This is a genomic window from Streptomyces sp. NPDC096176 (assembly GCF_044763255.1).
Lineage (GTDB): Bacteria > Actinomycetota > Actinomycetes > Streptomycetales > Streptomycetaceae > Streptomyces.
In genome coordinates this window covers 498,615-512,127 of the sequence record NZ_JBIWFV010000004.1, presented here as the reverse complement: position 1 = coordinate 512,127, position 13,513 = coordinate 498,615, and the positions used below count along the sequence as shown (strand labels likewise).

Below are 13,513 nucleotides of genomic sequence, written 5' to 3'. Positions count from 1 at the left end.
TCTGGTGCCACTCGTGCCGCTCATCCCACCGGCTCCTCCTCCGTCACCTGTTTCACCGGTTCCGACAGCACCGTGACGATCTTGTTGCGGCGGCCGGCCGGGGACTCCGCGGTCAGTCGGAGCGCGCGGCCGTCCGGCAGGTCCACGACCGCTTCTGCGCCCGCGATCGGGACGCGGCCCAGCGCCTTGGCCAGCAGGCCGCCGACCGTCTCCACGTCCTCGTCGTCGAGTTCGTCGACGCCGTACAGGTCGCCGAGGTCGCCGATGTCGAGGCGGGCGGTGACCCGGAAGCGGCCGTCGCCCAGCTCCTCGACCGGCGGCAGTTCCCTGTCGTACTCGTCGGTGATCTCGCCGACGATCTCCTCGAGGATGTCCTCGATCGTGACGATGCCGGCGGTGCCGCCGTACTCGTCGATGACGACGGCGACGTGGTTGCGCTTCTGCTGCATCTCGCGCAGCAGGTCGCCCGCGTTCTTCGTGTCGGGCACGAACACCGCGGGCCGCATCGCCGTGGAGACGAGGTCGGCCTCTGCGCCGCGGTTGATGTGCGTCTTGCGGACCAGGTCCTTGAGGTACACGACGCCGACGATGTCGTCCTCGTTCTCCCCGGTGACGGGGATGCGGGAGAAACCGGAGCGCAGCGCCAGCGTCAGCGCCTGGCGGACGGTCTTGTAGCGCTCGATGGAGACGAGGTCGGTGCGCGGAACCATCACCTCGCGGACGAGGGTGTCGCCGAGCTCGAAGACGGAGTGCACCATGCGGCGTTCGTCGTCCTCGATCAGCGACTCCTGCTCGGCGAGGTCGACCATCGCGCGCAGCTCGGCCTCCGACGCGAACGGCCCCTTGCGGAAGCCCTTTCCGGGGGTCAGCGCGTTGCCGATGAGGATCAGCAGCTGCGGAATCGGGCCCATGACGCGGGCCAGCGGCAGCAGTACGTACGCGGAGGCGGTGGCCGTGTTGAGGGGGTGCTGGCGGCCGATGGTGCGCGGGGAGACGCCGACGGCGACGTAACTGACCAGCACCATCACGGCGATGGCGACGACCAGCGCCGACCAGGTCTCCTCGAACTCCTCGAGGCATCCGTAGGTGACGAGCACCCCGGCCGCCATCTCGCACGCGACCCGCACCAGCAGGGCGACGTTGAGATAGCGGGTCGGGTCAGCGGCGACCTGTTCGAGCTTGTCGGCGCCGCGCCGTCCCGCCCGTATGGCCTCGGCGGCGCGGAAGCTGGAGACGCGGGCGATGCCTGCCTCCGCGCAGGCTGCCAGCCAGGCGACGACGACCAGCGCGACGGCGCCCGCGATCAGTTGCCCGCTCATGAGACGGTCGGCGCCGGGGAGGGACCGGTCAGGCCCTTCTCCGTCCGCCAGCCGTCGACGATCGCGGCCTGCAGGCCGAACATCTCAGCCTTCTCGTCGGGCTCCTCGTGGTCGTACCCGAGCAGGTGCAGCACCCCGTGGACCGTGAGGAGCTGGAGCTCCTCGTCCATGGAGTGCTGCGTCGGGGCCTCGTCGCCCTGCTTCTTCGCCACCTCGGGGCAGAGCACGATGTCACCGAGGAGCCCCTGCGGGGGCTCCTCGTCGTCCTTGACCGGCGGACGGAGCTCGTCCATCGGGAAGGACATGACATCGGTCGGACCGGGCAGGTCCATCCACTGGATGTGCAACTGCTCCATGGCTTCGGCGTCCACGACGATCACCGAGAGCTCGGAGAGCGGGTGGATACGCATCCGCGCGAGCGCGTAGCGGGCGATGTCGAGGATCGCCTGCTCGTCGACCTCGGTTCCGGACTCGTTGTTGACGTCGATCGACATGGTGCGCGTTTGCTACTTCCCGTTTTGGTCGTCGTACTTCTCGTACGCGTCGACGATACGGCCGACCAGCCTGTGCCGTACGACATCCTGCGACGTGAGCCGTGAGAAGTGGACGTCCGGTACGCCGTCCAGGATGTCCTGGACCTGGCGCAGGCCGCTCTTCGTGCCGCCGGGCAGGTCGACCTGGGTGACGTCGCCGGTGATCACGATCTTCGAGTCGAAGCCGAGCCGGGTGAGGAACATCTTCATCTGCTCAGGGCTCGTGTTCTGCGCCTCGTCGAGGATGATGAACGCGTCGTTGAGCGTGCGTCCTCGCATGTACGCCAGGGGCGCGACCTCGATCGTGCCCGCGGCCATCAGGCGCGGGATCGAGTCGGGGTCGAGCATGTCGTGCAGCGCGTCGTACAGAGGCCGGAGATACGGGTCGATCTTCTCGTAGAGCGTGCCGGGCAGGAAGCCGAGGCGCTCACCCGCCTCGACGGCGGGGCGGGTCAGGATGATGCGGTTGACCTGCTTGGACTGGAGCGCCTGCACCGCCTTCGCCATGGCGAGATACGTCTTGCCGGTACCGGCGGGGCCGATGCCGAAAACGATCGTGTGCTTGTCGATCGCGTCGACGTAACGCTTCTGGTTGAGAGTCTTGGGGCGGATGGTGCGGCCGCGGCTAGAGAGGATGTTCTGGGTGAGGACCTCCGCCGGGGTTTCCGGCACGGCCTCGCCAGAGCCTTCCTCGGCCGCCCTGAGCATGGCGATCGAGCGTTCCACTGCGTCCTCCGTCATCGGCTGCCCGGTGCGGAGCACGAGCATCATCTCGTCGAACAGGCGCTGGATCAGAGCGACTTCCCGCGCATCGCCGACCGCGCTGACCTGATTGCCCCGGACATGGATGTCGGCCGCCGGGAAGGCCTTCTCGATCACGCGCAGCAGAGCGTCACCCGAGCCGAGAACCGTCACCATCGGATGCTTGGCGGGGACGGTGAAGTGGGCTCGCGCCTGGTCCGGCGCCGGTGTCTGGTCAATGGGTGTCTGAGTCATGGGCCGGCTCTGTGGCCTGCACATACCTCCCGTTGCAGGGTTCTCGCTGCTCGACAACCTCTGGAACACCCAGGGTACGACGTGCCACTGACAAGACCGAAGGCTTTTCTCACGGCCCGCGCCCTCCCCCGCCGGCCCCGGCGCTTCCGGCTCCCGGTGGGCGGAGAGGCCTCAGACCGAGCGGCCGAAACCGATGGTCGGCACCGCCCGGCGCAGGGGCCAGGGCCCGGCCGGCGCGGGCAGCAGTCCCTCCAGGAACCCGTAGCGGCGCAGCGCAGCCGGGTCCTGGTCCGGTGCGGACTGGACGGACTGCCACCACGCGGCGACCTCCGACCAGCCCGGCGCGGACAGCGACCCGCCGAACTCCTGCACGGACAGGGCGGCGGTCAGCCCGGCGAACGCCAGGCGGTCGGCGAGCGGCCACCCCGCCAGCGTGCCGGTGACGAATCCGGCCATGAAGACGTCCCCCGCGCCCGTCGGATCCAGTGCCTCCACACAGATGGCGGGCACCTCCGCGCTCTCGCCGGTGGCGCCGTCCACGGCGTAGGCGCCCTCCGCGCCCAGGGTGACGACGGCGAGCGGAACCCGGTCCGTCAGGGCGTGGGCGGCGGCACGCGGGCAGTCCGTGCGGGTGTAGCGCATCGCCTCCGCCGCGTTGGGCAGGAACGCCTCGCAGTGCTCCAGGTCGGCGAGGTCGTCCGGGTCCCAGCGGCCGGAGTCGTCCCACCCGACGTTTGCGAAGATCCGCGTGCCCTTGCGGGCGGCCTGGGCGATCCATTCGGCGCGGGCGCCGGGCACGAGGGACGCCACCGCGGCGCGGGCGGGCGGCGGGCAGGCGGGGGCCGACTCGTGCGGCGGGGCCTCATGGCCGTGGGTCACCATCGTCCGCTCACCCTCGTACGCCATGGAGACGGTCACCGGGGAGTGCCATCCCGGGACGGTACGGGACAGGGTCAGATCGATGCCCTCGCCCTGTTCGAGGGCGTCCCAGCAGTACTCGCCGTAGTGGTCGTCCCCGAAGGCGGCGGCGAGCGAAGTGTGCAGGCCGAGCCGGGCGAGGGCGGTGGCCATGTTGGCGACGCCGCCGGGGCTGGATCCCATGCCGCGCGCCCACGACTCGGTGCCGCGCACGGGCGCGGAATCGAGGCCGGTGAAGATGATGTCGAGGAATACGCTGCCGGTGAGGTAGACGTCGCAGACGGGATCCTCCGGCGCCCGCAGAGCCGCGAGGGGGTCCAGGTAGGTCGAGTGCCGCAGTTGCTCTCCGCTGCGAGTGGTCACCGTGCGCGCTCCCGTACGTGATGCAGTTCAAGCCAGTCTGCCCGACGGCACCGACACTCGACCCCAATGAAATGTGCGCCGCCCGGCGTCCTGAGTGCGCCCCGCCGGAGGGGTGGAGGGCGCGCTCGCACCATTGACGCTCGGATGTTCGCATACCTAATCTCTGTTCTCATACATGTACGCGATCTCTGTGGGGAGACAGCATGGGCCAGGACCTGACCATCTCCGAGGTACGGCTCACCCCGATCCTGGTCGCCGACCCGCCGCTCCTGAACACCCAGGGAGTGCACCAGCCCTACACGCCGCGGCTGATCGTCGAGATCGTCACCGCCGACGGCGTGACCGGCGTCGGCGAGACCTACGGCGACAGCAAGTACCTCGATCTGGCGGCTCCCTTGGCGGACGCACTGCCCGGCTGCCCGGCCTTTGACGTCAACGCGCTGCACCGGCTGGCGCAGCTCGTGTGCGGTGACTCGCCGGAGGCGACGGGCGCAGCGGCCGTCGACGCCGGCGGGCTGCGCGGCGTGCAGACCGCGGACAAGCTGCGGCTCTCCGTGGTGTCCGCCTTCGAGGTGGCCTGCCTCGACGCGCTCGGCAAGTCCCTCGGGCTGCCCGTGCACGCGCTGCTCGGCGGCAAGCTCCGCGACACCGTCGAGTACAGCGCGTACCTCTTCTACCGATGGGCGCGGCACCCCGGGGGCGCCGGCGAGCCGGACGACTGGGGCGCCGCGGTCGACCCGGCCGGCATCGTCGCGCAGGCCAGGCGCTTCGCCGACGAGTACGGCTTCACCTCGTTCAAGCTCAAGGGCGGCGTCTTCGAGCCGGAGCAGGAGATCGCGGCGATCCGGGCGCTGGCCGAGGCGTTTCCGGGGAAGCATCTGCGGCTCGACCCCAACGGCGCCTGGTCGGTCGCGACTTCACTGAAGGTCGCCGAGGAGCTGGCGGGCGTACTGCAGTATCTGGAAGACCCTGCGAGCGGGACGGCCCGCATGGCGGAGGTGGCGGCGGGTACGGACGTACCGCTCGCGACGAACATGTGCGTGACCACGTTCGCGGAGATCCCGGAGGCCTTCTCGCGCGGGGCGGTGCAGGTCGTCCTGTCCGACCACCACTACTGGGGCGGACTGCTGGCAACCCGCGAACTGGCGGCGGTGTGCCGGACGTTCGGCGTGGGACTCTCCATGCACTCCAACACGCATCTGGGCATCAGCCTCGCCGCGATGACGCATGTCGCGTCCGTCGTCCCGAATCTGGACCACGCCTGCGACAGCCACTACCCGTGGCAGACGGAGGACGTGATCACCGAGCGGCTCTCCTTCCGGGACGGGCGCCTCACTGTGAGCGACCGGCCCGGCCTCGGCGTCGACCTCGACCGCGAACGGCTGGCCCGCCTGCACCGGCGGTGGCTGGACGACGACGGCACGATGCGCGAACGCGACGACGCGGCGGCGATGCGCGTCGCCCGACCGGGGTGGGTCACCCCCGCCGTGCCCCGCTGGTGAGCGGCGCGGGCTGTCCAACGGGCTGAACCCGGCGTCCAAAGAGATGAACGCGGGTTTTACGGCGGCGGCTTTACGGCATTGGCTCTACGGCGCGACCGGCCGGAGGATGCCCAGCAGCATCCGGACCAGCTCGTCCACGAGCTCGTCGAGCGTCGCGTCCACCCATCCGACCGTCCAGTCGTGGAGCAGGCCGTTGACGCTGCCGATGAACGCCGCCGCCGCGACCCGGTAGTCGCGCTGCTCCGCCTCTCCCCGCGCCACGGCGTCCTCGGCCTGCGCACATATGAAGTCCACCCAGCGGGCGCGCCGGGTGAGCCGCTGGCGCTCCATCTGCGGGCTGACGCCGATGATCTCGATGAACGTGATCCGGATGCGCCGCGGATCACCCGTCACATTGGCCGCGTAGGCGCGGAAGACCGCCGTCGCCCGCTCCGCCACCGGCAGGTCGGCCGCCTTGGCCAGCGCGGCGAGCGCCGCCTCCTCGGCCCAGTCGTTGACCTGGAGATGCAGCGCGGCCAGCACGTCCTCGAGCGTCCGGAACTCCTCGTAGAACTGCCGCGTGGAGAGCCCGGCCGCATCGCACAGCGCCGCGACGGTCGTCGCGCGGTAGCCGGGGGTGTCGCCGAAGAGGCGCAGACCGGCGTCGAGGAAACGCCGGCGCCGCTCGGCCTGCCGTTCCTCGGCCGACCGGCCCCCGTAACGGCCCGTCGGCTGTCTGAGCCTGCCGCCCACTGGCGCCTCCCTCGTCGATCGCTGACTCATTTTCACGTGTCCGGAGTCTTGTGAAGCCTGCGACTCCTCGTTACTTTCCAGTAGCCAAATCTGAACGGACCCGTTTTCAGACTGCGCCCTTGCCGGACGCCCCTGTGGAAGGAACGACGATGTCTCTGTCCAGCACCAGGCGGGCCGTGGGTGCGGTCGTCGCCGCCCTGGCACTCGCCGCCACCGGTTCGGTGTCGGCAACCGCGGCGTCCCCCGCGTCCGCGGGGTCCGCGGCACAAGACGCCGACGACCGTGCCGCGGACGGCCTGCGGGAGGTGATGTTCGTCGGCAACAACTGGGACGGCACCGCCGATGTCATCGAGGCGCGGGGCGACTTCGCGAAGATCGGGCGGGTCAACGTCATCCCCGACAAGGAGCAGCGGCTCACCGAGATCTACCTCAACCCCGTCAAACTGGCTTTCTTCCTCGGCATCCGCCAGGGCCCCGGCGAAGGTCACGACCAGTTCGTCGACGACATGTACTCCACGCCCGACGGCTCCGCCATGGTCGTCTCCCGGCCCAGCTTCGCCGACGTCGTGTCCATCGACCTCGCCACCGGAAAGATCAACTGGCGCTTCCCCGTCTCCGGCTTCCGCTCCGACCACATGGCCGTCTCCCCCGACGGCAAGCGCGTCGCCGTCTCCTCCTCGACCTCCAACACCGTGCACGTCCTCGACATCGAGACCGGCAAGCAGGTGGGGTCGTTCAAGACCGGGGACAAGCCGCACGAGAACGTCTTCACCGACGGCGGCAGGTGTCTGTGGAACATGTCGATCGGTGAGGTCAACACCGCGCTCGACGCCCCCTGGCTCGACTGGACCAAGGGCGACCGCCGTATCACCGTCGTCGACACGCAGACGTTCCAGCAGATCAAGGTCATCGACATGCGCGAACGGCTCGACGCCTTCGGCCGCGGGGACCTCTCCGACTCGGTCCGGCCCGTCGCCTTCACCCCGGACGAGTCGAAGCTCTACTTCCAGGTGTCGTTCTTCAACGGCTTCCTCGAGTACGACGTGGCGACGGACAAGATCACCAGGGCCAAGACGCTCCCGAAGAGCCCCGCGACCAGCGAGGACCGCACCACCTGGGTCAACGACTCCCGTCACCACGGCATGTCCATGAGCCCGGCGGGTGACAAGCTCTGCATCGCCGGAACCATGGACGACTACGCCACCGTCGTCGACCGCGCGACCCTGCGGGAGGGTCCGCTGGTGACCGCCTCCAAGCCCTACTGGGCGACGGTCAGCGGCGACGGCAAGTCCTGCGTCATCTCCGAGAGCGGCTCCGACGCCGTCACCGCGATCGACTTCGCCACCGGCAAGAAGGTCGCCACCGTCTCCGTCGGAGACCACCCCCAGCGGGTCCGCATCGCCCACGTCCCGGCCGGCTGGACGGGCCCGGCCACCCGCTGAGCCGACCGCGAGCGGGTCCGGACCGGCAGGCAGGAGGCCGGTCCGGGCCCGCTTCCCAGCCGGACCCGCTTGTCAGCCGGCGTGCTCGAACTCGTAGGCCTCCACCTCGGCCAGCAGGCGCGCCCGCCGCTCCTCGTCGTCGTCCAGGAAGGACGCCTGGATCGAGTTGCGGGCCAGCTCGCGCAGTTGCTCGTCCCCGAGCCCCAGCGCCTCGTGCACCGCACGGAACGTGTCACCCACGTAGCCGCCGAAGTACGCCGGGTCGTCCGAGTTGACCGTGCACATCAGCCCCGCGTCCATCATCCGCGCCAGCGGATGGTCCTCCAGCAGGTCGACGGCGCGCAGCCGTACGTTGGACAGCGGACACAGCGTGAGCGGGATCCGCTCGCGCGCCAGCCGCGCCACCAGCCCCGCGTCCTCCATGCAGCGCAGCCCGTGGTCGACTCGCTCGACGCCGAGGACGTCGAGCGCCTCCACGATGTAGGCGGGCGGCCCTTCCTCGCCCGCGTGCGCCACCCTGCGCAGGCCGAGCGCGGCCGCCGCCTCGAACACCGCGCGGAACTTGGACGGCGGATGGCCCACCTCCGCGGAGTCGAGACCCACGCCCGTGATCCGGTGCAGAAACGGCTTCGCCGCCTCCAGCGTCGCGAGCGCCGACTCCGCGGACTCGTCGCGCAGAAAGCACATGATCAGCCGGGTGGAGACGCCGTGCCGCTCCTCGGCCCGGTCGAGCGCACGGCCGAGCCCCTCCACGACCGTGCCCATCGACACGCCCCTGGCGGTGTGCGCCTGCGGGTCGAAGAAGATCTCCGCATGCCGTACGCCCTGCGCGGCGGCCCGCTCGAGATACGCGTCGGCCAGATCCGCGAAGTCGTCCTCCGTGCGCAGCACCGCCATCAGCCCGTAGTACAGGTCGAGGAACGACTGGAGATCCTTGAACAGATAGGCCCGGCGCAGCTCTTCGGTGTCCGCGAAGGGCAGCGTGACACCGTTGCGCGCGGCGAGCGCGAAGGCGAGCTCGGGCTCGAGGGTGCCCTCGATATGAAGGTGGAGTTCGGCCTTGGGGAGGGGCATGGTCACATCCTAGGCTGCGCAGGCCTCAGGACCGTTTGGGCACCGGGATGCGCCACAGGTCCCTGGCGACGGTCACCTCGCCGTCGAACCCCGCGGCCCTGGCCTGCCGCTCGAAGTCCGCGACGGCGTCGGTGTACCGCTGGGAGAAGTGCGTGAGGACGAGGTGGCGTACGCCCGCCTCCCGGGCCACGCCGCCCGCCTGGCCTGCCGTCAGGTGTCCGTGCTCCAACGCAAGATGGCTGTCCTCGTCGAGGAACGTCGACTCGATGACCAGCATGTCGCAGCCCTCCGCGAGCAGATGGACGCCCTCGCAGAGCCGGGTGTCCATCACGAAGGCGAACCGCTGCCCCCTGCGGACCTCGCTGACGTCCTCCAGGGACACTTCGCCGAGCGTGCCCTCCCGCTGGATCCGCCCGACGTCCGGGCCCTTGATGCCGTGCGCCGCGAGCTCCTTCGGCAGCATCCGCCGTCCGTCCGGCTCGACGAGGCGATAGCCGAACGACTCGACAGGATGCGAGAGCTTGTGCGCGTACAGGGTGTACGCGCCGGTCCGTGCGACGACGCCGTCGGCGGCGACCGGCACCGGGGCCTCGACCAGCTGCACCGTCTCGCGGTACGCCGTCGCGTACCGCAGCCGGTCGAAGAAGCGCTGCCCGCTCTTCGGATAGTGCGCGGAGACCGGATGCGGCACCTGGTCGAGATTGATCCGCTGGATCACCCCGGCGACACCGAGGGAATGATCTCCATGGAAGTGGGTGACGCAGATCCGGTTGATGTCGTGCGCGGAGACGCCGGCACGGAGCATCTGGCGCTGCGTGCCCTCGCCGGGGTCGAAGAGCAGCCCCTCGCCGTCCCAGCGGAGCAGATAGCCATTGTGGTTGCGGTGCCGGGTCGGCACCTGGCTGGCGGTGCCCAGCACCACGAGTTCCCGTACGGACAAGGCGGACTATCCCGGGGGCCATTCGAGGCCGCGGCCTCCGAGCACGTGCGCGTGGGCGTGGAACACGGTCTGACCCGCCCCGGCTCCGGTGTTGAAGACGACGCGGTACCCGCTCTCGACCACCTTCTCGTCGGCGGCGATCTGCCCGGCCTCCCGCAGCACGTCGGCGGCGAGCTGCGGGGCGCCGGCGGCGAGGTCGGCGGCGTCCGCGTAGTGCGCCTTGGGGATGACGAGAACGTGGCTGGGGGCCTGGGGATTGATGTCGCGGAAGGCGACGGTGGTCTCCGTCTCACGCACGACGGTGGCGGGTACCTCCCCGGCGACGATCTTGCAGAACAGGCAGTCCGCCTGCGGTTCTCCGGCCATTCCCGGGTCCTCCTCGCGCTCCGACGACTTCCACACGCATCGTATCGGCGGCGTGCCCCTGCGGGGCGCGGGGCCCGGCCCGGGTGGGCCGGGCCGCTTCCGAAAGCGCCCCGCTACGGGAGCGTCGGCGGTTGCTTCGCCGGAGTCTGCGCCAGGGACTCCAGCGCCATACGGATCGCCTCGTCCAGCTGCGGGTCACGACCCGCAGCGTGGTCCTGGGGCGCCGTGACCACTTCGACGTCCGGATCGACGCCCCGGTTCTCCACGTCCCACCCGTAACCCTCCAGCCAGAACGCGTACTTCGGCTGGGTGACCAGCGTCCCGTCGACCAGCGAATAGCGGCTGTCGATGCCCACGACTCCGCCCCACGTGCGCGTGCCGACGACGGGCCCGATGCCGAGCGCCTTGATCGCCGCGTTGACGATGTCGCCGTCGGAGCCGGAGAACTCGTTGGCGACGGCGACGACCGGGCCGCGGGGCGCGTCGAGAGGGTAGCTGTACGGCTGCATGCCCCGCGGCAGGTCCCAGCCGACGATCCGCCGGGCCAGTTTCTCGATGACGAGCTGCGACGTGTGGCCGCCGCGGTTCTCCCGTACGTCCACGACCAGCCCCTCCCGTGCCACCTCGACCCGCAGGTCGCGGTGGATCTGGGCCCAGCCGGGAGCCTGCATGTCGGGGACGTGCAGATAGCCGAGGCGGCCACCGGACTGCTCGTGGACGTAGGCGCGGCGGTCTGCGACCCACGCGTGGTAGCGCAGCGGTTCCTCGTCCGCGAGGGGGACGACGACCGCGTACCGCGGATCGCCGCCGCCGGCCGGGGACACGGTCAGTTCGACGGGTTTGCCGGCGGCACCGACGAGCAGCGGCCCCGGGCCCCTGACCGGGTCGACGGGCCGGCCGTCCACGGCGAGCAGCGTGTCACCGGCGCGCAGGGCGACACCCGGCGCGGCGAGCGGCGAGTGCGCCTTCGGGTCGGAGGTCTCGGACGGCAGAATGCGATCGATACGCCAAGCGCTGTCGTCCGTACGGGAGATGTCGGCACCGAGCAGCCCCTGCCGGGTGGCGGCGTTGCCGTGGCCGCCGTGCGGCATGACGTACGCGTGCGAGGTACCCAGCTCGCCCTGGACCTCCCACAGCAGGTCGACCAGGTCGTCGTGGGTGGCGACCCGGTCCAGGACGGGCCGGTAGCGCTCGAGCACTCCGTCCCAGTCGACGCCGCCCAGGTCGGGACGCCAGAAGTGGTCGCGCATCAGCCGGCCGGCCTCGGCGTACATCTGCCGCCACTCGGCGGCCGGTTCGACGCTGGAGCGCACCCGGGACAGGTCGACGGTGATGCTCGCGCCGCCGTCGTTGTCGTCGTGCGAGACGTCACGGTCGCTGGGGAGGACCTTGAGTTTGCCGTCGGTGCACAGCAGGATCCGCTTGCCGTCACCGGTGACGCGGAAGTAGGAGGCGTCGGAGGAGAGTTCCTCGACCCGCTGCTGCCCGAGGTCGTACCGCTCCAGGGTGGTTCTGGGCCCCGGGGCCTCGGGCGTGGCGCGGCCCGCGCCGAGGACGCCGTGCAGCGGGTGGCGCAGCCACAGCAGGCCGTCCTTGGCGGCACGCAGACCGGAGTAGCTGGCGGCTTCGACGGGGAACGGCACTATGCGGTCCGCAAGCCCGTCGAGGTCGATACGGGTGACGGGCGCCGCGCCGTCCTCCTGCTCCGAGTCGCCGTCCTTGCCGGCATCGAAGGCCCGGCCGTGCCGCTGCGGCCCGAACGGCGAGGGCGTGGTCGCGGCCAGCGTGATCAGATGCGGCCGGCAGCCGCCGACGAAGGCCAGGTCGAAGACGTGCGCGTCGTAGACGGGGTCGAAGGCCCGCTCGGACAGGAACGCGAGGTGCTTGCCGTCGAGGGTGAAGGCGGGCTGGAAGTCGGCGAAGCGCAGCGGCGTGGCCTCGGAGACGGTCAGATCACCCGTGTTGGCGATTTTGATCTGCCGCAGCGGGTTGGGGCCGGGGTGGGACCAGGCGAGCCATGTCGAGTCGGGCGAGAAGACGAGCCCGTCGGCGTCACCGTGCTCGCTGCGGTCGACCTCGCGCACTTCGCCCGTCTCGCGTTCGACGAGCAGCACCCGGCCGTCGTGCGAGGCGACGGCTGCCCGGCTGCCGTCGGGGGCGACGGCCAGGCTCAGTACGCGACCGAGCCGGCCCGCGGCGAGCCGGCGCGGGGTGGCGCCGGCCGCGGTACCGGTGGCCGGCGCGAACTCCAGGGCGTCGTCGCCCTCGGCGTCGGTCACCCACACGACGTGTTGTTCGCCGTCGACCCGGAAGGTGCGCGGCAACCTGGCCCGTACGCCCGGCTCGACGGCGAGCGAACGCGCCGGCCCTTCGCGGTGGGTGACCCAGTGGATGCCGCCCCGGATCTCCACGGCGCTGCCCCGGCCGGTGTGATCGGGGGCCGCCGCGCCGAAGTAGTGGTCGGCGTCCACGGGCCGGGGCTGCAGGTCGGTGCGCTGCCCGCCGAGCCGGATGTCGAGGCGGCGCGGCTCGGCGCCGTCCAGATCGTCGACGATCCACAGCTCGCCCGCACTGGCGTAGGCGACGCGGGTGCCGTCGGTGGCGGCATGGCGCGCGTAGAAGCCCTCGACGCCGGTGTGGCGGCGCAGGTCCGAGCCGTCGGGCAGGGAGGAGTACAGGGCGCCGACGCCCTCGTGGTCGGAGAGGAACGCGACACGGCCGCCCACCCACAGCGGGTACTCGATGTTCCCGTCGATGTCCTCGTGGAGGCGTACGAATTGCCCGTCGTCGCCCCGGTCGATCCACAACTTCCCCGCCGTGCCGCCGCGGTAGCGCTTCCAGGCTGCTGCCTCGCGGCCCATGGTGGCCGACAGCAGCAGCGTGTGCGGGCCGCCGAACGCGACGCCGCCGACCGGTCCGTACGGGAGGATCTCGGAGGGTCCGCCGTCGAGCGGCACCGCGTGCGCCCAGGTGCGGCGCAGCGACGCCTGACCGTGGGTGGTGAGCGCCAGCACCCTGCCGTCCGGGGTCCAGCCCCGTACCGAGGTTCTGTTGCTGCCCCAGTGGGTGAGCCGGTCCGAGGGGCCGCCGTCGACGGGGGCCAGGTGCACCTCCGGGGCACCGTCGCGGTACGAGGACCAGGCGATGTGCGAGCCGTCGGGCGAGATCCTGGGATGGTTCACGGGCATGTTGTCGGCGCTCACGCGCCACGCCCGGCCGCCGTCGAGCGGCGCGACCCAGACGTCGTCCTCGGCGGTGAAGGCGATCAACTCGCCGTGCAGATGCGGATACCGGAGGTAGGCAGGGTGCGTCACACCGTCACCCTAGG

Annotated in this window: 11 protein-coding genes; 2 read left to right on the top strand and 9 right to left on the bottom strand. The window is 70.9% G+C overall.

The window, feature by feature from the left end; translation table 11 throughout:
• Window positions 1–20 precede the first annotated feature (20 nt).
• The 4 genes from ACIQ7Q_RS14025 to ACIQ7Q_RS14010 form a co-directional block, all read right to left on the bottom strand.
• Window positions 21–1,319, bottom strand: a complete 1,299-nt coding sequence (locus ACIQ7Q_RS14025; protein ID WP_403860139.1) for a hemolysin family protein — start codon at window positions 1,317–1,319, stop codon at window positions 21–23.
• Window positions 1,316–1,813 (bottom strand): rRNA maturation RNase YbeY, encoded by a 498-nt coding sequence (ybeY, locus tag ACIQ7Q_RS14020; RefSeq protein ID WP_356629803.1) that lies wholly within the window; start codon window positions 1,811–1,813, stop codon window positions 1,316–1,318. The genes ACIQ7Q_RS14025 and ybeY overlap by 4 nt, the downstream gene beginning before the upstream one ends.
• A 12-nt stretch (window positions 1,814–1,825) precedes the next feature.
• Window positions 1,826–2,848, bottom strand: coding sequence for a PhoH family protein (locus ACIQ7Q_RS14015; protein ID WP_403860135.1), 1,023 nt, complete (start codon window positions 2,846–2,848; stop codon window positions 1,826–1,828).
• 171 nt (window positions 2,849–3,019) lie between these two features.
• On the bottom strand, window positions 3,020–4,129 hold the full coding sequence (locus ACIQ7Q_RS14010) for a carbohydrate kinase family protein (protein ID WP_403860133.1): 1,110 nt from the start codon (window positions 4,127–4,129) through the stop codon (window positions 3,020–3,022).
• 203 nt (window positions 4,130–4,332) lie between these two features.
• Here ACIQ7Q_RS14010 and ACIQ7Q_RS14005 point away from each other — a divergent pair, with 203 nt between their 5' ends.
• Entirely contained in the window at window positions 4,333–5,631 is a 1,299-nt protein-coding gene (locus ACIQ7Q_RS14005; protein WP_403860130.1) for a glucarate dehydratase family protein, read from the top strand.
• 84 nt (window positions 5,632–5,715) lie between these two features.
• Here the strand turns inward: ACIQ7Q_RS14005 and ACIQ7Q_RS14000 are convergent, their stop codons facing one another.
• On the bottom strand, window positions 5,716–6,363 hold the full coding sequence (locus ACIQ7Q_RS14000; protein ID WP_403860127.1) for a TetR/AcrR family transcriptional regulator: 648 nt from the start codon (window positions 6,361–6,363) through the stop codon (window positions 5,716–5,718).
• A 149-nt stretch (window positions 6,364–6,512) separates the two neighbouring features.
• Here ACIQ7Q_RS14000 and ACIQ7Q_RS13995 point away from each other — a divergent pair, with 149 nt between their 5' ends.
• A complete protein-coding gene (locus ACIQ7Q_RS13995; RefSeq protein ID WP_403860124.1) occupies window positions 6,513–7,805 on the top strand; it encodes a YncE family protein in 1,293 nt (430 codons plus the stop codon).
• A 72-nt stretch (window positions 7,806–7,877) separates the two neighbouring features.
• Here ACIQ7Q_RS13995 and ACIQ7Q_RS13990 read toward each other — a convergent pair whose 3' ends face one another.
• The 4 genes from ACIQ7Q_RS13990 to ACIQ7Q_RS13975 form a co-directional block, all read right to left on the bottom strand.
• Complete coding sequence (locus tag ACIQ7Q_RS13990) at window positions 7,878–8,879, bottom strand: adenosine deaminase (RefSeq protein ID WP_403860121.1); 1,002 nt, start codon at window positions 8,877–8,879, stop codon at window positions 7,878–7,880.
• Between the two features lie 25 nt (window positions 8,880–8,904).
• On the bottom strand, window positions 8,905–9,819 hold the full coding sequence (locus ACIQ7Q_RS13985) for a ribonuclease Z (protein ID WP_403860118.1): 915 nt from the start codon (window positions 9,817–9,819) through the stop codon (window positions 8,905–8,907).
• A gap of 6 nt (window positions 9,820–9,825) precedes the next feature.
• Entirely contained in the window at window positions 9,826–10,185 is a 360-nt protein-coding gene (locus ACIQ7Q_RS13980) for a histidine triad nucleotide-binding protein (RefSeq protein WP_403860115.1), read from the bottom strand.
• A gap of 113 nt (window positions 10,186–10,298) precedes the next feature.
• On the bottom strand, window positions 10,299–13,499 hold the full coding sequence (locus ACIQ7Q_RS13975; RefSeq protein WP_403860113.1) for a S41 family peptidase: 3,201 nt from the start codon (window positions 13,497–13,499) through the stop codon (window positions 10,299–10,301).
• Window positions 13,500–13,513: the final 14 nt, after the last annotated feature.

Excerpts from the sequence above, each read along its gene's own strand:
- ACIQ7Q_RS14005 (WP_403860130.1), top strand. The coding sequence starts at position 4,333 with ATGGGCCAGGACCTGACCATCTCCGAGGTACGGCTCACCCCGATCCTG.
- ACIQ7Q_RS13980 (WP_403860115.1), bottom strand. The coding sequence starts at position 10,185 with ATGGCCGGAGAACCGCAGGCGGACTGCCTGTTCTGCAAGATCGTCGCC.
- ACIQ7Q_RS13990 (WP_403860121.1), bottom strand. The coding sequence starts at position 8,879 with ATGCCCCTCCCCAAGGCCGAACTCCACCTTCATATCGAGGGCACCCTC.
- ACIQ7Q_RS13995 (WP_403860124.1), top strand. The coding sequence starts at position 6,513 with ATGTCTCTGTCCAGCACCAGGCGGGCCGTGGGTGCGGTCGTCGCCGCC.
- ACIQ7Q_RS14025 (WP_403860139.1), bottom strand. The coding sequence starts at position 1,319 with ATGAGCGGGCAACTGATCGCGGGCGCCGTCGCGCTGGTCGTCGTCGCC.
- ybeY (WP_356629803.1), bottom strand. The coding sequence starts at position 1,813 with ATGTCGATCGACGTCAACAACGAGTCCGGAACCGAGGTCGACGAGCAG.
- ACIQ7Q_RS14015 (WP_403860135.1), bottom strand. The coding sequence starts at position 2,848 with ATGACTCAGACACCCATTGACCAGACACCGGCGCCGGACCAGGCGCGA.